This window comes from Raoultella sp. T31, assembly GCF_002806725.1.
Taxonomy (GTDB): domain Bacteria; phylum Pseudomonadota; class Gammaproteobacteria; order Enterobacterales; family Enterobacteriaceae; genus Klebsiella; species Klebsiella electrica.
This window is the reverse complement of sequence record NZ_PIBO01000060.1, coordinates 1-20,661: the sequence shown is the minus strand read 5'-3', so window position 1 is coordinate 20,661 and position 20,661 is coordinate 1. Positions and strand designations below refer to the sequence as shown.

General features: G+C 58.5%; 18 protein-coding genes and 2 pseudogenes. 6 read left to right on the top strand and 14 right to left on the bottom strand.

Annotated features, from left to right (window positions below; translation table 11 throughout):
• Together CWM52_RS24785 and CWM52_RS24780 are read left to right on the top strand one after the other, a co-directional pair.
• A pseudogene (locus tag CWM52_RS24785) lies at nt 1-530 on the top strand (hypothetical protein); the annotation flags it as partial.
• Nucleotides 531-607: 77 nt separating this feature from the next.
• Nucleotides 608-1,126, top strand: coding sequence for a ClbS/DfsB family four-helix bundle protein (locus CWM52_RS24780; protein ID WP_100686487.1), 519 nt, complete (start codon nt 608-610; stop codon nt 1,124-1,126).
• 155 nt (nt 1,127-1,281) lie between these two features.
• Here CWM52_RS24780 and pptA read toward each other — a convergent pair whose 3' ends face one another.
• The 3 genes from pptA to CWM52_RS24765 all read right to left on the bottom strand — a co-directional run bounded on the left by pptA (nt 1,282) and on the right by CWM52_RS24765 (nt 3,293).
• Nucleotides 1,282-1,509, bottom strand: coding sequence for a tautomerase PptA (gene pptA / locus CWM52_RS24775; protein WP_100686486.1), 228 nt, complete (start codon nt 1,507-1,509; stop codon nt 1,282-1,284).
• A 67-nt stretch (nt 1,510-1,576) separates the two neighbouring features.
• Entirely contained in the window at nt 1,577-2,194 is a 618-nt protein-coding gene (locus CWM52_RS24770) for a glutathione S-transferase family protein (protein WP_100686490.1), read from the bottom strand.
• Between the two features lie 94 nt (nt 2,195-2,288).
• Nucleotides 2,289-3,293: a LacI family DNA-binding transcriptional regulator gene (locus CWM52_RS24765; RefSeq protein ID WP_100686485.1), complete on the bottom strand. Its 1,005-nt coding sequence runs from the start codon at nt 3,291-3,293 to the stop codon at nt 2,289-2,291.
• Between the two features lie 304 nt (nt 3,294-3,597).
• On the opposite strand from CWM52_RS24765, the gene CWM52_RS24760 reads away from it, so the two are divergent.
• Both CWM52_RS24760 and CWM52_RS24755 read left to right on the top strand, forming a co-directional pair.
• Complete coding sequence (locus CWM52_RS24760; protein WP_100686489.1) at nt 3,598-4,794, top strand: L-talarate/galactarate dehydratase; 1,197 nt, start codon at nt 3,598-3,600, stop codon at nt 4,792-4,794.
• 182 nt (nt 4,795-4,976) lie between these two features.
• On the top strand, nt 4,977-6,287 hold the full coding sequence (locus tag CWM52_RS24755; protein ID WP_100686484.1) for an MFS transporter: 1,311 nt from the start codon (nt 4,977-4,979) through the stop codon (nt 6,285-6,287).
• 66 nt (nt 6,288-6,353) lie between these two features.
• Here CWM52_RS24755 and CWM52_RS24750 read toward each other — a convergent pair whose 3' ends face one another.
• From CWM52_RS24750 to CWM52_RS27225, 9 genes and pseudogenes are all read right to left on the bottom strand, one after another.
• Nucleotides 6,354-7,226, bottom strand: a complete 873-nt coding sequence (locus CWM52_RS24750) for a transporter substrate-binding domain-containing protein (protein ID WP_165785437.1) — start codon at nt 7,224-7,226, stop codon at nt 6,354-6,356.
• 17 nt (nt 7,227-7,243) lie between these two features.
• Entirely contained in the window at nt 7,244-8,020 is a 777-nt protein-coding gene (locus CWM52_RS24745; protein WP_100686482.1) for an amino acid ABC transporter ATP-binding protein, read from the bottom strand.
• Complete coding sequence (locus tag CWM52_RS24740; protein WP_100686481.1) at nt 8,004-8,933, bottom strand: amino acid ABC transporter permease; 930 nt, start codon at nt 8,931-8,933, stop codon at nt 8,004-8,006. Before CWM52_RS24740 ends, CWM52_RS24745 begins: the two co-directional genes overlap by 17 nt.
• 9 nt (nt 8,934-8,942) lie before the next feature.
• Nucleotides 8,943-9,452, bottom strand: a complete 510-nt coding sequence (locus CWM52_RS24735) for a GNAT family N-acetyltransferase (RefSeq protein WP_100686480.1) — start codon at nt 9,450-9,452, stop codon at nt 8,943-8,945.
• A gap of 11 nt (nt 9,453-9,463) precedes the next feature.
• A pseudogene (locus CWM52_RS26935) lies at nt 9,464-11,731 on the bottom strand (NtaA/DmoA family FMN-dependent monooxygenase).
• Between the two features lie 52 nt (nt 11,732-11,783).
• Nucleotides 11,784-12,905, bottom strand: a complete 1,122-nt coding sequence (locus tag CWM52_RS24720) for a M20 peptidase aminoacylase family protein (RefSeq protein ID WP_100686477.1) — start codon at nt 12,903-12,905, stop codon at nt 11,784-11,786.
• Entirely contained in the window at nt 12,902-13,903 is a 1,002-nt protein-coding gene (locus CWM52_RS24715; protein WP_100686476.1) for an MsnO8 family LLM class oxidoreductase, read from the bottom strand. Before CWM52_RS24715 ends, CWM52_RS24720 begins: the two co-directional genes overlap by 4 nt.
• Nucleotides 13,904-14,008: 105 nt before the next feature.
• Nucleotides 14,009-14,554 carry an adenylate kinase gene (locus tag CWM52_RS24710; RefSeq protein WP_100686475.1) on the bottom strand — a complete coding sequence of 182 codons (546 nt, stop codon included), beginning with the start codon at nt 14,552-14,554 and terminating at the stop codon, nt 14,009-14,011.
• Nucleotides 14,555-14,674: 120 nt separating this feature from the next.
• Nucleotides 14,675-14,848, bottom strand: coding sequence for a hypothetical protein (locus CWM52_RS27225; RefSeq protein ID WP_165785436.1), 174 nt, complete (start codon nt 14,846-14,848; stop codon nt 14,675-14,677).
• Between the two features lie 183 nt (nt 14,849-15,031).
• On the opposite strand from CWM52_RS27225, the gene ansP reads away from it, so the two are divergent.
• Nucleotides 15,032-16,495 carry an L-asparagine permease gene (gene ansP, locus CWM52_RS24700; RefSeq protein ID WP_100686474.1) on the top strand — a complete coding sequence of 488 codons (1,464 nt, stop codon included), beginning with the start codon at nt 15,032-15,034 and terminating at the stop codon, nt 16,493-16,495.
• A 45-nt stretch (nt 16,496-16,540) separates the two neighbouring features.
• Here the strand turns inward: ansP and CWM52_RS24695 are convergent, their stop codons facing one another.
• Nucleotides 16,541-16,762, bottom strand: a complete 222-nt coding sequence (locus CWM52_RS24695) for a YgdI/YgdR family lipoprotein (protein WP_100686473.1) — start codon at nt 16,760-16,762, stop codon at nt 16,541-16,543.
• A gap of 144 nt (nt 16,763-16,906) precedes the next feature.
• Complete coding sequence (locus tag CWM52_RS24690; RefSeq protein ID WP_100686472.1) at nt 16,907-17,968, bottom strand: YncE family protein; 1,062 nt, start codon at nt 17,966-17,968, stop codon at nt 16,907-16,909.
• Nucleotides 17,969-18,228: 260 nt separating this feature from the next.
• Here CWM52_RS24690 and pqqU point away from each other — a divergent pair, with 260 nt between their 5' ends.
• On the top strand, nt 18,229-20,340 hold the full coding sequence (pqqU, locus tag CWM52_RS24685) for a TonB-dependent receptor PqqU (protein ID WP_165785435.1): 2,112 nt from the start codon (nt 18,229-18,231) through the stop codon (nt 20,338-20,340).
• Nucleotides 20,341-20,661: the final 321 nt, after the last annotated feature.

Here is a 20,661-nt window from a genome sequence, read left to right as displayed (position 1 = left end):
CTAGCCCGGCCGGTAGGCCGGGTAAGGCGTCAGCCGCCACCCGGCAAAATACCGGCACACCGTCCAGGCCAGCACAAGGGCCCATTCCCCATTACGCAAGCAAACCCGCAGCCACCGCTAGCCCGACCGGTAGGCCGGGTAAGGCGTCAGCCGCCACCCGGCAATTTTGGCATTCGCGAATGGGCCTGGCTGGCGCTGCGCCCGCATCTGGCGCACGATTTGGATCTCACTGTTGCCCTGCTCCCCCCTGGACCTCTTGCGCTTCGGAAAATATTCGCCGTTTCGCCTGCGAGTCTCTGCGTCCGCGCGGCGTCTGGTGCGCGCATATCGGCGAGCTGAAACTGGCAATCCTTTCCTCCCTGCGCGCAAACCCGTCGAAATATGTCCAGGATTCCGTAGCCAACTGGCTGAATGACGCGGGTAAAGAGAATCCGCAGCGGGTAAAATCGCTGTGCGCGCAATGGCTGGCAGACACCTCTGCACCCGCCATCTTGCGTATTTGCCAGCGCGCGAGGCGAAATTTAATCTGAGGAGCGGCGCTGGCGACCAGCCTCATTCTTTGGACATATACCCTATAGCCGCACCATCGACAGGCAAGGAACTCACTATGAGCGTACCGCAAACCCAGGCGCAACTTCTGCAAGCCATCAATAAAAACTACGATAAATTAGCCGGTTATCTGGCGCATATTCCCCCGGAGATCGCGGAGCAAAAGACCCTCCCCGGCCATGTCCAGGGAAGCGAAATGAGCGTTCGCGATCTGGTCTGTTACCTTCTGGGATGGCAGGATCTGGTGCTCAAATGGCTGGCTCACGACGAAGCGCAGCAACCCATCGACTTCCCGGAAACCGGTTTTCAGTGGAACCAGCTTGGGCTGCTGGCGCAAAAGTTCTACCTCGATTACCCCTCGCAGGACTACCCCACGCTGCTCGTCTCTTTGCATCAGGCTAAACGGCAGATTATCGCCCACATCGAGGCGCGGAATGATGACACGCTTTATGGTCGACCGTGGTACGGGAAATGGACGCTGGGGCGGATGATTTCACTTAACACCTCGTCGCCTTATGCCAACGCCAGCGCGCGCCTGCGCAAGTGGGCGAAACAACAGCATGTCGCCTTGAAATAATGGCCCCTCAGCGCCGCCAACCACGCCGGTCTTCGCCGGGGAAAACGGGCCGGAGATTGCCCGGGAAGTGATAACCGCCATTTGATAAGCACAGGCGGCCGACTGAAGGCAGGGAGCCTGGAGCGGTGCAAACGCACCACCCCAGGGGGGCGCGACTACATGCTGTAACCCGGCTTCTTAATCAACTGTGCCATCTGCGGGGCGATTTCGCTGTCCCAGACTTTTTGCCAGTCGCTTTGCTCAACCAGAGTGAGGGCGACGCTCACCGCCCCGTCTTTACTGTTCAGATGGCGGATCAACACCTCGGTGATGTCGGCGGCCAGAGCATTTTTTTGTTCATCGCTCAGATCGCGGGGGAAACATTTAATATCAACATGCGGCATAGCAGGCTCCTTATTGTGAGATCGATAAACTAGCATAGCGGTAGCCAGTCGGTTGGCCTTTTGTGCTTTAAATCAACTCGTTGTCACGCAGCACCCGCTGCAGCTCCGGGCGCTGGCAGACCTTGTCAGCCACGGCGATAAACTTCGGCGTATGTTCGGCAAACCACTCCCGCCGCGGGCCCCAGCGGCACATCGTCGCGATATAACAATCCAGCAGGGTTATCTCCGCCCCCAGCGCATAAGGCGCCGCCGCCAGCTGCTGCTCCAGCCACAGATACAGCGATTGACGATAGCGGATGCAGTTTTCCCGCAGCTGTTCCGCCGCGTCGGCGGCCCAGCGCTGCGGATAATCGGCATAGGTAAAGGTGGGATAAACATTAGCCACCAGCCAGATCAACAGACGCTGAAACTGATGGCGCTGCGCTGTGCCCGGCGCAGGCGCCAGATCCGGACGACTATCGAGGATCATCAGGGCGATAGCGGCGGATTCGGTCATCACGCTGCCGTCCGTCAGTCGTAAAGTGGGAACCTGGCACAGCGGGTTTATCTGCATCAGACTGTCGCGCTGCGGGCCAGGCTGGTCGAAACCCGCCACATCGACGAAATGGTAAGGAATGTTGGCGAGGGTCAGCATCAGCTCGCTAATCGCCGATCCCCAGCCGGGAACGCCATAGACGGTAATCATCATCTGCCTCCACGATAAAGCTTAAGTTTAGGCAGAAAACCGGGGTGACAGGCAGGAGACCGCGCGATACGCTTTTCCCTCCAGTGCGCGGTGGCTACGCCGATTCGCGCACCACCAGGTGAAAGCCGATATCAATAATCATCTCGCCTTCGCCATGGCCTTCTATCCGATCGGCCAGCAGCGTCGCCGCCTGTTCGCCGATGGCGTGGCGATCCACGCTGACGGTGGTTAACGCCGGACGATTACTGGCAGCGAAATCAAGATCGCCGAAACCGATCACCGCCAGATCTTCCGGCACGCGCAGACCGCGGCTTTCGGCTTCCATAATCGCGCCTTGCGCGAGAGTGTCGGAGCTACAAACGATGACATCAAACGCGCCGGAAACCAGCAACTGTGCCAGTCCGCTGCGCCCCAGCGCCAGCGACGCCGGGAGCGGGACTTCAACCTCAGGCGCCGCCGGAAAGCCATTTTTGCTCAACACCGCGCACAACCCCTGCTTACGCAGCGCCGCGCGGGAGTCTCCCGCCCACAGTAGTCCCGGACGACGGTAGCCTTTTTGCCACAGAAATTCACCGATGGTTTCGCCGACTTTCTCGTGAGAAAACCCCACCAGCATATCCAGCGGCGTGGGGGTCAGATCCCAGATTTCCACGACCGGCGTAGCGGCGTTAAGAATCGTTTTTTTCAGCGCAGGTGCATGCTGAATGCCGGTCAGGACCACGCCATCCGGGCGTCGTGAAAGTAAGGTTGCAACCAGTTCGGCTTCGCTCTGACGGCTATAGCCTGCCACGCAGAGCAGCATGTGATAGCCGCGCGCGGCGAGGGTATCGCTCAGGGCCTGGATAGTATCGACGAACATATTGTTGTTAATCTGCGGTACGACCACGGCAACCAGTTTGCTGCGCCGCGATGCCAGACCGCCAGCCAGCGCATTGGGGATATAGCCGGTGGCCTGTACCGCCTGCATGACTTTTTCCACCGTTTTCGGCCGCACCAGCTGCGGGGTATTAAGCGCGCGGCTGACCGTCATCGAGGACAGTCCGGCGCTACGGGCGACATCATCCAGCGTTGGCGCACGCGACGGTTTTCTGCTTTTCACGACGAAGCCCCTGTATTGAATCGTTTTCCTGCGGGCATTATTGATGATGGCCCACGCAATTGCCAGTCTCCTTCGGCATATCCCCAATGGAATCAATCAGCTGAAAGATAAAATGTTATCGCTATCATTTTAATTTGTGCTTTTTCACAAACTTGATTGGATCGTGATGCCATATGCACAATTTTACCATAATTAACCGCTAATTGTGATCATTTGTACAAATTAACGCCATCGTCGTAGCGCTTGGGCAAAATCAGGATTAAAAATGTTAGCGCAAACATTTTATAATTTTAAGGAACTGACTATGACCTTCAGCGCTAACTCTGAGTCCGTAACCTACGCGAAAACCCTCGGTGTAAAAACCGCCGCCGAAACCGGCGATCGAATTGCACACGTCAAACTGTCGCTGGCCTTTTTACCGCTGGCCACGCCGGTCAGCGACGCCAAGGTGCTGACCGGTCGGCAAAAGCCGCTGACCGAAGTGGCGATTATCATCGCCGAAATTCGCTCCCGCGACGGCTTCGAAGGCGTCGGGTTTAGCTACTCGAAACGCGCGGGCGGCCAGGGGATCTACGCTCACGCGAAAGAAATTGCCGATAACCTGCTCGGCGAAGACCCGAACGATATCGATAAAATCTACACCAAACTGCTGTGGGCCGGCGCGTCCGTTGGCCGCAGCGGTATGGCGGTGCAGGCAATCTCCCCTATCGACATCGCGCTGTGGGATATGAAAGCCAAACGTGCCGGACTGCCGCTGGCTAAACTCCTCGGCTCGCACCGGGATTCCGTGCAGTGCTATAACACCTCGGGCGGTTTCCTGCATACGCCGCTGGATCAGGTGCTGAAGAACGTCGCTATCTCGCGCGAAAACGGCATCGGCGGCATCAAACTGAAGGTCGGCCAGCCTGATAGCGCAGAAGATATTCGCCGCCTGACGGCCGTGCGCGAAGTATTGGGTGACGATTTTCCCCTTATGGTCGATGCCAACCAGCAGTGGGATCGCGAAACGGCTATCCGTATGGGGCGAAAAATGGAGGCTTTTAATCTGGTCTGGATTGAAGAGCCCCTTGATGCCTACGACGTTGAAGGCCATGCGCAGCTTGCCGCGGCGCTGGATACCCCTATCGCTACCGGCGAAATGCTGACCAGCTTTCGCGAACATGAACAGCTGATTCTCGGCAACGCCAGCGACTTCGTGCAGCCGGATGCCCCGCGCGTGGGCGGTATCTCGCCATTCCTCAAAATTATGGATCTCGCCGCGAAGCATGGTCGTAAACTAGCGCCGCACTTTGCCATGGAGGTGCATCTGCATCTGGCTGCCGCCTACCCTCTGGAGCCGTGGCTGGAGCACTTCGAATGGTTGAACCCGCTGTTTAATGAACAGCTTGAACTGCGCGACGGGCGGATGTGGGTATCTGAACGCCACGGCCTGGGCTTTACGCTGAGCGAGCAGGCCCGCCGCTGGACCCAGCAGAGCTGTGAATTTGGCACACGCCCCTGATAAATGAACCCCGGATCACGGTATCCACCGCTGCATCCGGGCTGCCGGTCGCGCCATCGCCGCGTCCGGAAAGGTGCCGATACCGCCGGATGTGCTGATAACGACGAACGGGAGCCCTTACCTCTTTCTCCCGTTCCTGACAGGTAGTAATTACATCAACAACCCTGCAAAGGAGTTGACTCATGACCACCACCGCAAAGCGCAGTAATGTGCGTTATGGTATTTTATTATTTCTTTTTTTGGCTACCGTATTTAATTATGCCGATCGCGCGACGTTATCCGTCGTTGCCCCGATGATGAGTAAAGAGTTAGGTTTTGACCCGGAAGCCATGGGACTGGCTTTTTCAGTTTTCGGTATCTCGTATGTGGTGATGCAAATACCCGGCGGCTGGCTGCTGGATAAATACGGTTCACGACTGGTCTACGGCTGCGCGCTGATTGGCTGGTCGCTGGTGACGATGTTGCAGGGCACAATCTATCTGTATGCCAGCCCTCTTATCGTGCTGATTATCCTGCGCTTGATGATGGGTGCGATTGAAGCGCCGGCCTTCCCGGCCAATAGTCGCCTCAGCGTCCAGTGGTTCCCGAATAAAGAACGCGGCTTCGTCACCTCGGTTTATCAGGCGGCACAATATATTTCCCTCGGTATTATTACGCCGTTGATGACGATTATTTTGCATAATCTCAGCTGGCACTATGTCTTTTATTATATTGGCGCTATCGGAGTCGTCCTCGGAATATTCTGGCTGATGAAAGTCAAAGACCCCCTGCACCATCCGACAATTAATCAACAAGAACTGAATTATATTCGCGACGGCGGCGGCGAGCCGGAACTGGGCAGCCGAAAAACGCAGTCGAAGTTAACGCTCGCACAGATCAAAAGCGTCTGCGTGAACCGGATGATGATCGGTGTCTATATTGGCCAGTTTTGCGTCACCTCGATCACCTGGTTCTTTCTCACCAGGTTTCCCACCTATCTTTATCAGGCCAAAGGCATGTCGATTCTGAAGGTAGGCTTCGTCGCCAGTATCCCGGCGATTGCCGGGTTCATCGGCGGTCTGCTGGGCGGCGTGTTCTCCGACTGGTTGCTCAGGCAGGGCTACAGCCTGACGACCGCCCGCAAACTGCCGGTCATCTGCGGTATGCTGCTTTCCTGCGTCATTGTTGTCGCCAATTATAGCGGGTCGGAAGTGGTGGTGATCGGCGCCATGAGCCTCGCCTTTTTCGCGAAAGGCTTTGGCAACCTCGGCTGGTGTATCCTCAGCGACACGTCGCCGAAAGAGATGCTCGGCATTGCCGGCGGCGTCTTCAATATGTGCGGCAACCTGGCAAGTATTATCACCCCGCTGGTGATTGGCGTCATCATTGCCAACACCCAGTCATTTGATTACGCCATTTTGTATGTCGGTTCGATGGGGATATTGGGTCTGCTCGCGTATCTGTTTGTCGTCGGCCCGCTGGATCGCATTACGCTCACGCCTCGCGCCGCCTGATGTCATATCGCTGGCGAAGATTCGCCCCCGCTGTTTCGCCCTGTACTCCGGCGAAACAGCGGTTTTTTAGTAGGTAATCCCCGGCGGATTCACCTGCGATTGTGCCACCGCCTCTCCCTGTTCGCCCCAGCGCTCCAGCACCTGCTGGTACTCCCCGCGCGCAATCGCGCCATTGAGCGCCGCCTGCAGCGCATACACCAGCCCACTGCCCTTTTTGGTGGTGGTGGCGACCCACGCTTTTTTCGGTCCCAGCCCGACCACTTTGGTTGTCCCGCTCAGCGCCGCTTTATACGCTGCCGCAGACTGCGGGCCAAAAAAGACGTCGGCGCGCCCTGACTGGATATACAGGTTGCCGGAGGCGTCATCGGTCAAATAGATAGGCAACGCCGGTTGCCGCCCCGCCGCGTTGTTTTCTTCGTTCCAGCCCAGCAAAATACGCTCCTGATTCGTGCCGGATCCCACGATCACCTTACGCCCGGCCAGATCCGCCGCGCCGCTGATTTTCTCGATGGCGCTGGTGGATTTAACGGAAAATGCCAGCGAATCGACGCGATAGGTGGCGAAATCGAATTTCTCTTTGCGCTGTTCGGTGACGGCAATATTGACCAGCGCCACGTCATAGCGCCCGGAGGTGATCCCCAGCGGCCAGTCTTCCCATGCCGTCGGCACCAGCCGGAGCTTCAGCCCTAAACTGCCCGCCAGCAGACGGGCAATATCCGGGTCGCTACCGATGCGCGTCCGGTTGTCGCTGGCCAGCAGCGCCAGCGGCGGCGAGTTAAGCGCAGAAATCGCCACAGTCAGCGTACCGGGCTCGACAAAACGATAGCCGGGCGGGACCCTGGCGATCGCCGCGTTGTCCACCGTTACCGGCAGCGGCTGTTCATTCGCCCGGAGATCAATTTTCGCCTGCGCCTGCGCAGAGAGGGCGCCCAGCGCCATAACGACTAACCATTTTCTCATGCCAGCACCTTTGATAAAAATTGCCGCGTACGCTGATGCTGCGGATGATTAAGCACCGCGTCGCTGCTGCCCTGCTCAATAATTTTCCCCTCGACCATAAACACCACCTGATCGGCCACTTCGCGGGCAAAACCAATCTCATGCGTCACCACCACCAGCGTAGTGCCGGAGCGGGCCAGCTTTTTAATCACATCGAGCACTTCGCCAACCAGTTCCGGGTCCAGCGCCGATGTGGGTTCATCAAACAACAGCACTCGCGGCTTGAGGGCCAGCGCCCTGGCAATAGCAATACGCTGTTGCTGGCCGCCGGAAAGATGGCGCGACCAGGCATCGGCTTTGTGGCGCAGCCCCACCACCTCCAGGAGTTCGTAAGCGTTGGCGATGGCCTCTTTGCGGCTCGTCTGCCGGTGGGCAATCGGTGCTTCAATCAGGTTTTCCAGCACCGTCAGATGCGGGAACAGATTGAAGTTCTGAAAGACATAGCCCACGTTAACGCGCTGACGCAGAATCTCCCTCTCCTTCAGCTCATAGAGCTTATCGCCCTGACGTCGATAGCCGATATAGTCGCCATCAATCTGAATAAACCCTTCATCTACCCGTTCCAGATGGTTTATGGCGCGCAGCAGGGTTGATTTCCCCGAACCGGACGGCCCGAGGATCACCGTCACCGTGCCGGGAGGGATCTCCAGAGAGGCATCATCCAGCGCTTTATGGCGGCCAAAATACTTGCTGACGCCGGTAATCGAGATATGGCCGTTACGAGAGTTGGGCATGAATGGCCTCCTGCGATTTCTGCGGTTGACGAGAGGATTCATCGGCGCGCGCGCGGCGCGGCGAGTTGACCGCCGAACGGCGTTCGCTGCGTGCCAGGGCGCGTTCCACCAGATATTGAATCAGCGACAGGACGCTGGTGATCGCCAGATACCAGACGGCCCCGACCATCAACAGCGGGATCACCTCCTGGGTCCGGTTGTAAATCATCTGGATGGTGTAAAACAGCTCGGGCATCGCCAGCACATAAACCATCGCGGTCCCTTTGGCGAGGCTGATAATTTCATTGAAACCCGCAGGCAAAATCGTGCGCAGCGCCTGAGGCAGAATAATACGCAGCGTACGCCGCCACGCCGGCAGCCCCAGCGCAGCGGCGGCCTCATACTGACCGTGGTCGACGCCGAGGAAGCCGCCGCGAATGATCTCCGCGGTATAGGCGCTCTGCACCAGCGTCAGCCCCACGACCGCCGTGGAAAACTGCCCCAGCACGTTGATGGTCTGATAATTACCCCAACTGATCCCGGTAAACGGAATACCGAGCGACAGCGTGTCGTAGAGATAGGAGAAGTTGTAGAGGATGATCAGCACCACAATCAGCGGCAGCGAGCGGAACAGCCAGATATAGCCCCAGGCCAGGCTGCTCAGCAGCCATGAAGAAGAGAGCCTGGCCAGCGCCAGCAGACCGCCGAGTATCACGCTCAGTACGGTGCCCAGCAGCGTCAGCAGCAGCGTTTGTCCCAGCCCTTCCAGGATAACCGGGTCAAAGAACCAGCGAGCGAAAACCGCCCACTCCCAACGCGGGTTAAAGGCCACCGACTGCACGACGACCGCCAACACCAGTAGCGCCGCTACCGCGCCAACGGCGCGCAGCGGATAGCGCGCCGGGACCACTTTAATCGTTTCCGTTCTGTTCATGTTCTCTCCTCAGGCGCTGTGGCTTAAAATGCTTACCGCCAGCGCTTTAGTGAAGCGCAGTCGCCCATCAAACGGCGGCTGGCTGTACTCCTCCGGGTTGCGCGCCAGGTCAAACTGCGCATCGTAGCCCTGGCTCAGATAGAGCCTGACCGCTTCCGGCTGGCGAAAGCCGGTCGTCAGGTAGATATGGCTGTAGCCTGCCAGCACCGCCCGCCGCTCCAGTTCCTGGACCACCTTCGCCGCCAGCCCCTGCTGGCGCAGGGCCGGATGGGTCCAGATACGTTTGATTTCCGCCGTGCGGCTATCCTTGGGCTTATAGGCGCCGGTGGCGATAATCTCGCCGTCACGTTCAAGGACGATAAACAGCCCCTGCGGCGGCAGATACCACTCGGTCAGCTCGACCTCCGCATCGCGAGAAAAATAGTCGCCATAGCGCGACGCGTATTCGGCGAACAGGCCGTGAATAATTGGCTGGAGTTCCGGCGCTTCAGGTGAGATATCGCGGAATGCTGCGCTCATATTGCCTCCTGTTAATCGCCGAGCCCGGCCGGGTTAATTTCAGATTGCGGGATGCTCTCCACGCTTTCCCCCCAGCGGGTAAGCACTTTGGCATAGTCGCCGTTCTGAATGGTGCCGTTCAACGCGGTCTGCACGGCCTCAACCAACCCGCTGCCTTTTTTCAGCGTGACCGCGATGTGCGCCGCTTTCGGCCAGCCGCCGTCCACGCTGCCTACCAGTTTGGTCTTCCCGGTCAGCGCGGCCTTCCAGGCGCCGATCACGTTCGGGCCAAAAAAGGCGTCGGCGCGACCGGACTGAATGGCCAGCGTCTGGGCGGCATCATCTTTGGTGTAGACCGGCGTAAAGGGCTTCAGCCCCTTTTTCAGGTTTTCCGCATTCCACGCCAGCAGAATGGCTTCCTGGTTGGTGCCGGAGCCGACGATAATCCGCAGCCCGGCAATCTCTTCCGCCTGGTCAATTTTATTCAGCGGGCTGGTACTCTTGACGTAGAAACCCAGCGAGTCCTTACGATAGGTAGCGAAGTCGAACTTCTCTTTGCGCTCTTTGGTGACGGTAATATTGCTGATCGCGGCATCATATTTGCCGGAGGAGACGCCCAGCAGCCAGTCCTCCCAGGAGGTCGGTACGACGTTCAGCTCCAGTCCCAGGCTGTCGGCGACCAGGCGGGCGATATCGACTTCGCTACCAAGCAGGGTCTTGTTATCGTCCGAAAACACGGTCAGCGGCGGCGAGTTCAGCGCCGCGACCGCCACGGTAAATTTCCCCGGCACCGCAAAGTGATAATTGGCCGGCAACAGGGCGATAGCCTGCGGATTTTTTGCCGTATGCACCGGGACTTTGTTGGCCTCCACGCTCACGCCGGTCCCGTTGATATTGACGTCCTGCGCCCATAATGGCGCGCTGAAACCCAGCGCAAAGGCCAGTAAAAGTGACTTTTTCTGCATAGCAAACGTTCTCTGTTGTTATTGTTGTTGGAATTGATTAACCGGCAGCGTCAGCCCCAGGCTTTCACGCAGCGTCGTTCCCGGATACTCCCGGCGGAACAGCCCGCGCGCTTGTAAAAGCGGCACCACCCGATCGACAAAGCGCGGGAAGGTATCCGGCGTGCCGCCCTGAATGATAAAACCGTCGGCCCCCCGCTGTTCGAACCACTGCTGCAAGCCATCGGCAACCTCCTGCGGCGTACCGGCGAACAGCGGGCGCGGACTGGCGGCTTCCAGCGCGACCTGACGCAGGGTCAGACCGCGTTCGCGGGCGTTGCGCTTAATTTCATCGGTGGTGCTGCGGAAGCTGTTTTTCCCCAGATCGCCAATATCGGGGAACGGTTCATCCAGCGGGTACTGCGCAAAGTCGTGGTGTTCGAAATAGCGCCCGAGATAATTGAGGGCATCCTCAATCGATACCAGCGCGGCGGTGGTCTGGTATTGCTGTTCGACATCGTCGGCATCGTCACCGACAATCACGCTGACGCCCTGGAAAATATGTAATTGGTTATCCTGACGACCACAGGCCGCCAGCTGATTTTTCACATCGCGATAAAACGCCTGCGCTTCCGCCAGAGATGCCTGGTGGGTAAAAATGGCATCGGCATGGCGGGCCGCCAGTTTTTTGCCGTCATCGGAGGCCCCGGCCTGAAAAATAATCGGCCGCCCCTGCGGCGTGCGGGAAATATTCAGCGGGCCGGCAACCTGGAAAAAATCACCGCGATGGTCGAGAGTGTGCAGCTTATTTTTATCGAAGAACTGTCCGCTGGCTTTATTACGGACAAAGGCATCCTCCTCCCAGGAATCCCATAAGCCTTTCACCACCTGTAAATATTCATCGGCAATGCGGTAGCGCAGCGCGTGGTCGGGATGCTGCGCGCGCGAAAAGTTCTTTGCCGACCCTTCCAGCGGTGAGGTCACCACGTTCCAGCCCGCGCGTCCCTGGCTCAGATGGTCAAGGCTGGCAAACTGCCTCGCGGTGGTGAAAGGCTCGCTGTAGGAGGTGGATAAGGTGCCCACCAGCCCGAGATTGCGGGTGACCGCCGCCAGCGTCGAGAGCACGGTCAGCGGTTCAAAACGGTTTAAAAAATGCGGGATAGATTTCTCATTAATATATAAACCATCGGCGACAAATAAAAAGTCCAGCTTGCCCTCTTCGGCTTTTAAGGCCGTCTGTTTAACGAACTCAAAATTAATACTGGCATCCGCCTGGGCGGCTGGATGACGCCAGGCGGACATATTTCCCGATGCGCCGTGTAATATTGTGCCTAGACGCAATTGTCGTTTTTCAGACATAGCAACCCCTTTCCTTGTCGAAAATGAAAACAGAAACCCGAACGCTCAGGCGTCAGATCTGGCGTAAAGCCTGCTCAGCCAGCGCCGCAAAATAGCGGGCCGCCGGGGCGATTAAGCTGTCGTCCGGATTGTAGGCCGGGTGGTGAAGGCCAAATTCGCTGGCGCTGCCGATACTGACAAACGCGCCGGGAATATGCTGTAGATAGACGGCGAAATCCTCGCCGCCCATATGCAGATCCGCATGCCGGGTGCGGTAGCCGGAGTGGGCGGCAACATCGCCGGCAAATGTCGCCCAGCGCGAGTCATTGACCAACGCCGTCGGCCCGGCGTACCAGAACACATCAATCTGGGCACCAAAAGCACTGGCAAAACCAGCGGCAATGTCGCTGACCCGCGCCTTGACCCGCTGCTGCACTTCGCTGCTGTGGGTACGCAAGGTCCCTTCCAGCTCCACGCTTTCCGGCAGTACGTTCCAGGTATTGCCGCCCTGAATCCGCGTTACGCTCAGGACCACCGAATCGAGGGTATTCACCTCGCGGCTGGCCACGCTCTGCAGGACGGTCACCAGTTGACTGGCCAGCAAAATCGCATCTTTGCCTTCGTGCGGCCGGGCGGCATGCGCCCCTTTGCCGGTGACCTTAAAGACGAAGCGATCGACATTGGCGTAAAACGCCCCGCCGCGGGTAGCAAACTCGCCCACCGGCAGGCCGGGTTCATTATGCATACCGAAGATAGCCGAGACCCCCTCCAGCGCCCCGGCGCGAATCAGAGTTTTCGCCCCGCCAAAATTCTCTTCCGCCGGCTGGAACAGAATCCGTACCCGTCCAGGGAGCGTCGCTTCGCGTTCTTTGAGCAGCAGCGCCGCCCCCAGCATCACGCTGGTGTGAATATCATGGCCGCAGGCGTGCATCACCCCTTCGTGTTGCGAGCGGTACGGCAGGCCGGTAGTCTCGGCAATCGGCAGCGCATCGATATCCGCGCGCAGGGCGATAATCTTCTCGCCGCTGCCCACTTCGACGACCAGCCCGGTTGTCAGCTCATAGGGCAGCACCCGCAGGCCGCCGCTTTCGAGCCAGTCGCGAATGCGCGCTGTCGTCGCCACCTCCTGCAACGAGAGTTCCGGATATTGATGCAGCTCGCGCCGCCAGCTAATCAGCTGTTGTTCAAAGCTCATGGCAACACCTCCGCGCCGTGATGGGCCTGAGCCAGCAGGCGGAGTGAATCGAGGCGCGCCTGCCCTTCGCTGACCGGCGTGTCGATGATAAATTCGTCAATATGCCAGGCAGCATGCAGGGCGTCGAGCTGCGCTTTTACCTCATCAGCGGTTCCCGCCAGCAGCGAGGCGTCGCGACGGGCGATGCGCACCGGCGGACTTCCGGCCTGGCGGGCAAAGGCGGCCGCCTGCGCTTCGCTCGCCACCGTCACCCGCTGGCCGTTTTCCAGTTCGACGCCCCAGACTTCAACCTGTTGCGCCAGCTCAAGCGCCGTGGCGCGCTCTTCGGCGACGATGACCTGAATCGCGACGATGGCGTCGCGGCGACTCAGCGCCCGCCAGCGGGTTAACACCTCGCGCAGCAGCGTTTTGTCACCGTTAAGATGGGCGGCGAAAACAAAATTCCAGTCCAGCCGGGCGGCGAGCTCAACGCTCTCCAGGCTGGCGCCGAGCAGAAATCCGTCGGCGCGGCGCGGCGGGATTGGCGTGGCGCGCAGGCTCTCTTCCCCCGCGGCATCGGTGAGCGACAGCCAGTTATCCAGCTGCGCGAGGCTGTCGGCAAAGGTCCCTTTCTCCGCCGGATGAACCCCTAGTTGCAGCGCCCGCGTTGACAGCGGCAGGCCGCCCGGCGCTTTCCCGACGCCAAGATCGACACGTCCAGGCGCTATCGAGGCCAGCAGATTGAAGTTTTCCGCCACTTTGTACGGGCTGTAGTGTTGCAGCATGACGCCGCCGGATCCGACGCGAATCTGCCGGGTCTGGCCGAGGATCCAGGCGATCACCACTTCCGGTGACGGGCTGGCTAATTGATCGGTGTTGTGGTGCTCGGCAATCCAGAAGCGATGATAGCCCCAGGCTTCCGCCTGTTGCGCCAACGTTAATGTACGCGTCAGCGCCTGAGCGGCCGTTTCTCCCGCCGCCAGCGGACTTTTATCCAGGATACTGATTCGATAAGACATTTCGCAGGCTCGTATTAATTAACATACCTGCATTATTAGAATCTGCTGCGGCCACTGAGAAACAATTTATTTACATGTACTCTGCCGGAAAATAGATATACGCCGTTAACGCGCCGCCACCTGCCGCTGTAGCTGGCGGATAAAATCCTCGGTTTGCCGCGGATGGCGCAGGCGTACAAAGCGAATGTGCCGGTACGCCGGGTCAGTCATATCAGACTGATAACGCTGGCGATTATTCTTCCAGGTTTTGATGGTCCAGCCGATAATCGAGTCGCGGCTGAAGAAGGCGCGACGGAAGCTTTCACAGTTGCCGGTTCCCGGCCACAGCTCCTGACCGCGGCTGGCCCGGGAGATGGCCCGACAGACGGCCTGTCGCAGGGTTCGGGCAAAACTGTAATCCACCCACACCACCAGATCGACGTCGCGCCACTTCACCGGGCGACTGCGGTTGTAATTGCCGTCCAGCACCCAGCCAGGAGCCTCGATGGCAGCGGCCACGTCGGCGAAGAACGTCTCATCCGGCGCGCCCTGCCAGTCCGCGCGCCAGTAAAGCCTGTCCATCTCAATACAGGGAACGGACAGGATCTGCGCGAGCCGTCGCGCCAGCGTCGATTTGCCGACGCCGCTGGTACCCACTACGTTGATATTCATCGTTATCTCTCAGCCATTGCTTCGCCGGGAATCATAGCCCGAAACAGCGGGCTGGCGCTACCGGCTGGCCCGGAGAACGCGCCTGAGGGCCAGCGAGCATGCCGCAGAGTCCGGAGTAGGCTAGCCTATGTGCCGGAAGATAGCGTGCAACGGGCGCTGGCGGAAGGACGGCTCACCCGGATCCTTGATGAGCGGACACCCTCTTTCCCCGGTTAGCCCCTCTTTTTCCCCAGCCGCCGTCACCATACCACGACCTTCCGCCTGCTGATGGACGCCCTTCGTCGTCGAACTCATTGATATTTAAGCAAGTGCGGTCGATAAATGTTTTACGTGCGTGACTATCTCGATACGTGTAGGATGCTGCGCCATGCTCTGCTTATCTCCTACGTCAGAATGATGGGAAAGCCAGCATAACGTACTGCGACTTGGCGGTGCGAAGAACCACTCATGGACATTGACAGGAAAATGGGTACATCAATGAATACAAAGCAAAACTCGACGGCGGAGCACCATGCCGCCAGACGTCACTGGCTCAATTCTCAGGAATCGGGCTATCACAAAGCGATGGGCAACCGTCAGGTACAGATGATTGCCATCGGCGGCGCCATCGGTACCGGGCTGTTTCTCGGCGCAGGCGCGCGTTTACAGATGGCTGGCCCCGCGCTGGCGCTGGTTTATCTGGTCTGCGGCCTGTTCTCATTCTTTATTTTACGCGCACTCGGCGAACTGGTTCTGCATCGGCCTTCCAGCGGCAGTTTCGTCTCCTACGCCCGCGAGTTTTTGGGTGAAAAAGCGGCCTACGTCGCCGGCTGGATGTACTTCGTCAACTGGGCGATGACCGGGATTGTCGATATCACCGCCGTGGCGCTGTATATGCACTACTGGGGTGCCTTCGGCGATGTCCCGCAGTGGGTCTTCGCGCTCGGGGCGCTGGCGATTGTCGGTACCATGAACATGATCGGCGTGAAGTGGTTCGCCGAAATGGAGTTCTGGTTCGCCCTGATCAAAGTGCTGGCGATTGTCGCCTTCCTGGTGGTGGGGACCATTTTCCTCGGCAGCGGCAAACCGCTGGACGGCAATGCCACCGGCTTCCACCTGATTACCGATAACGGCGGCCTGTTCCCGCACGGACTGATGCCTGCGCTGGTGCTGGTACAGGGGGTGGTGTTCGCCTTTGCCTCCATCGAACTGGTCGGGACCGCAGCCGGCGAGTGTAAAGAGCCGCAGACGATGGTGCCGCGCGCCATTAATAGCGTTATCTGGCGTATCGGCCTGTTCTACGTCGGTTCCGTGCTGCTGCTGGTGCTGCTGCTGCCGTGGAATGCCTATCAGGCCGGACAGAGCCCGTTTGTGACCTTCTTCTCGAAGCTGGGCGTGCCGTATATCGGTAGCGTGATGAATATCGTGGTGCTCACCGCCGCGCTCTCCAGCCTCAACTCGGGTCTGTACTCCACCGGGCGTATTCTGCGTTCGATGTCGATGGGCGGTTCTGCGCCGAAGTTTATGTCGAAGATGAGCCGTCATCACGTGCCTTATGCCGGGATTCTGGCTACGCTGGCGGTGTATATCGTCGGGGTGTTCCTGAACTATCTGGTGCCGTCGCAGGTCTTCGAAATCGTCCTCAACGTGGCTTCTCTGGGGATTATTGCGTCGTGGGGCTTTATCGTGGTGTGCCAGATGCGCCTGCGTCAAGCCATCAAGGAAGGGAAAGCGGCGGATGTCAGCTTCAAGATGCCGGGTGCGCCGTTCACCTCGTGGCTGACCCTGTTGTTCCTGCTCAGCGTACTGGTGCTGATGGCCTTCGATTACCCGAACGGGACCTATACCATCGGCTCCATTCCGCTGATTGCGGTACTGCTGGTGGCCGGTTGGTTCGGCGTACGTAAGCGCGTTCATGCTATTCATAGTACGGCGCCGGGCGCACAGCCCGCGAAAAAATAACGCTATCGCGGTTTGTCCGTCGCCGGGCAAACCGCCACTTGCGGCTTAGTTATCTTCCACCAGTTGCGACACATCGCTGCTGTTAATCTGGCGATGGTTGCCGGATTCATCCACATAGCTGGTCATACCGGTCTCTTTATCCAGACGCGGCTTACCCTGAGTCACAATGGTCTGTCCGCTTTTCGTCGTCATCACATAGTTTGAAGTACAGCCCGCAAGCAGTGCCAGCATCGCGCCAGCGCACAGAGCCATAAATGGCTTATTCATACATCCTCCAGAATGATTAATGCCGCCCGACAGCAGGCGGCAAAACGATAAGTGTAAAACCATAATAGCCGTAGGGCCAATAAGTGTTTGTAACAGAGGGTGATTCCGGCAGGCGGGAGGGGTTTCCCCCTCCTCAATCAGGGTTTACAGCGCAATGCGGATAACGTCATCCGGCTGGGTCGCTTCTTTCTGACGGCTTGATTCCTGCTTCACGCTGACGTACAGCGTTTTACCGTCGGCGGAGAGCGCGAGGCTGTTGGGGTGGGTTGGCGTTTTGAAGGTTTTGACCACTTTGTTGCTTTTACCATCAATCACGCTGACTTCCCCGGCTTTACGATGCGTCACGTAGACTTCATTGCGCGTCGGGTTGAACAGCACCGCCAGGGATTCCGGCGCCGCGATTTTCTGCAGCACTTTGCCGTCGCGCAGATCAACAACCAGCACTTCCGGCTGTTTGCTATCGGTAATGAAGGCGCGGTGACCCGCGGTATCCAGGCTCAGGTTCAGATAGAAGTGCTCTTTACCGTCATCCTGCAACTTCTTGCGGCTCAGAATTTTGTTGCTCTCGCTGTCGATGGTCAGCAGTTCGCCGTCGGCGTTGGTGGTGTAAATACGCTTCGCGTCAGCATCCACCGCCAGCCCGGTCGCCATGGCCCCGGTATTGGTGATGGTCTCTTTCAGCGTCAGCTTTTCACCATCCACCACCCAGATGACGCTCTCTTTACCCAACCCGGTGATGTAGACCGTATTGGTTTTTTCATTGACGGCCAGTTCACGCGGCGCCAGCGGGCGCACGGTTTCGCTGCGTTGACGATTGTCGAGCACCAGGCGGCCTTTCACCGCGCCGGTTTTGGCGTCAATGGCGGTAACGGTGCTGTCAGTGGTGTTACCCAGCCACAGCGTTTGCGTCGCGTTATTGATCGTCGCGCCGAACGGTTTCAGATCGTTATGAATAACCTGCGTCACCTCCAGCGTGGTCGGGTCAAGACGATAAACAATCCCGCCCTTATCCAGTGAACGGCTTTGCGAAGTAGCGACCCACAGCGCATTTTCCTGCTGGCTGTAAGCCATTTCGTACGCGCCCTTACCGACCGCCTTGCGCAACATTTCTTCTGCCGCGTGAGCGCTGAAGCTCCCCGCCAGCAGTAAAGAGGTTAATAACAGTGAACGGCGCAGACGCGGCGCGGACAGATGACGTAATGACATGACGACTCCCTTGAATAAAACACCTATGTGCCTGCTTGACATTGCTTCCCTGACGCAAAGTCCTGGCTTTGCGTTCTTTTTCAAATGCGAATAGTAATCATTATTTGACATGAAGTGGAGCGTTATTTATGGCAACCGACGCTGAAAATAACCATTCGGTGCCATTATTTAACGAAAACAACGTTAATAATTTTCAAAAAATTACAAAAGAGTTAACATATCGACATATGTTCCGTTTGGTTCGTTTTACGAGTAGCTTTATGAAAATCCATTCCGTGCGCACGGCTGCGCTACCTGCCCTCCTCTTTCCGCTGATCGCGGTGGCCCAGACTAACGCCAGCGATGAACAAACTATGGTTGTGACCGCCGCCCCGACCGCGGTCTCCGAACTCGATACCCCTGCGGCGGTCAGCGTCGTTAACGGGGATGAGATGCGTCAGGCGGCGCCGCGGGTGAATCTCTCGGAATCGCTGGGCGCCGTACCGGGGCTACAGGTTCAGAACCGCCAGAACTACGCTCAGGATCTGCAATTATCGATTCGCGGCTTCGGTTCTCGCTCCACTTTTGGCGTGCGCGGACTGCGCATTTATGTTGACGGCATTCCGGCCACCATGCCCGATGGCCAGGGACAGACTTCAAATATTGATATTGGCAGCATAGAGACGCTCGATGTCCTGCGCGGACCGTTCTCTGCGCTGTACGGCAACTCCTCCGGCGGCGTCATTAACGTGACGACGCAAACCGACAGTCAGCCGCCAACCCTCGAAGCCAGCAGCTATTACGGCAGCTTCGGCAGCTGGCACTACGGTATGAAAGCGACCGGTGCCGTTGGCGACGGCACCCACGCCGGAGACGTCGATTACACCGTATCGACCAACCGCTTTACCACCCACGGCTACCGCGATCACAGCGACGCCCGTAAAAATCTGGCCAACGCCAAACTGGGCGTGCGCATCAATGAGGTCAGTAAGCTGACTCTGCTGTTTAACAGCGTGGATATCAAAGCCAATGACGCCGGCGGCCTGAGCTACGATGAATGGCAGAATAACCCGCGCCAGTCGCCGCGCGGCGATCAGTACAATACCCGTAAGTCGACGAAGCAGACCCAGGCCGGGTTACGTTATGAACGTCAACTGAGCGAACAAGATGACCTGAGCGTGATGATGTACGCCGGCGAGCGTGAAACCACGCAATATCAGTCAATCCCGCGCGCGCCGCAGCTCAATCCAGGCCATGCGGGCGGCGTTATCGACCTGACGCGTCATTATCAGGGGATTGATACCCGCTGGACCCACCGCGGCGAGCTGCTGGTGCCGGTCACCTTCACCACCGGTCTCGACTATGAAAACATGAGCGAGCGCCGTAAGGGTTACGAAAACTTTGTTATGAGCAACGGCGCGCCGCAGTATGGCGAAGAGGGCAGCCTGCGGCGTAATGAACGTAATCTGATGTGGAATATCGACCCGTATCTGCAGACCCAGTGGCAGTTGACGGACAAACTCTCCCTTGATGCCGGGGTGCGCTACAGCTCGGTGTGGTTCGACTCCAACGATTATTACGTGACGCCGGGTAACGGTGATGACAGCGGCGATGCAAGCTACCACAAATGGCTGCCCGCTAGCTCGCTGAAATATGCGCTCACCGATGCCTGGAATGTCTATCTTTCCGCCGGTCGCGGCTTTGAAACGCCGACCATTAACGAGCTCTCCTACCGTTCCGGTAACCAGAGCGGCCTGAATTTCGGCCTGCAGCCTGCGACCAATGATACGGTCGAGGTAGGCAGTAAGATGCGGGTTGGCAATGGCCTGTTTACCGCTGCGCTCTTCCAGACCAATACCGATAACGAGATTGTGGTGGATGCCAGCAGCGGCGGGCGTACCAGCTACAAAAACGCCGGTAAAACGCGTCGTCAGGGCATGGAGCTGGGGCTGGATCAGCAGTTCGGCGAAAGCTGGCGACTGAAAGCCGCATGGACCTGGCTGGATGCCACCTACCGGACCAACGTCTGTAACGATGCCGATTGCAACGGCAACCGTATTCCGGGTATCGCGCGCAATATGGGCTACGCGTCGTTCGGCTATCAGCCGGAACGCGGCTGGTACGCCGGCAGCGATATTCGTTATCTGAGCGATATCATGGCTAACGATAAGAACAGCGCCAAAGCGCCGTCCTGGACGGTGGTCGGCCTCACCACCGGCTATAAGTGGAGCTACGGCAAGATGGACATGGATCTGTTCGGCCGCGTCGATAACCTCTTCGATCGCCGCTACGTCGGCTCGGTGATTGTCAACGAGTCCAACGGGCGCTACTACGAGCCCGCCCCGGGACGTAACTATGGCGTCGGCCTGAACCTCACCTGGCGTTTTGAATAACCCCAGCACCACCGGGGAAACAGATCGCACCACCCGTAGCCCCGGTAAGCGTAGCGCCACCGGGGAAACAGACCGCACCATTCCGTAGCCCCGGTAAGCGTAGCGCCACCGGGGAGAGGTTCCCGGGCGGCGGGATACATCCCTTGCCCGGGCTACGGCCCGGCATCAATTGTCGGCCCGGCAAGCCCAGCGCCACCGGGGAGACAAACCGCAGCACCCCGTAGCCCCGGTAAGCGTAACGCCACCGGGGAGACAAACCGCACCACCCCGTAGCCCCGGTAAGCGTAGCGCCACCGGGGAAACAGACCGCACCATTCCGTA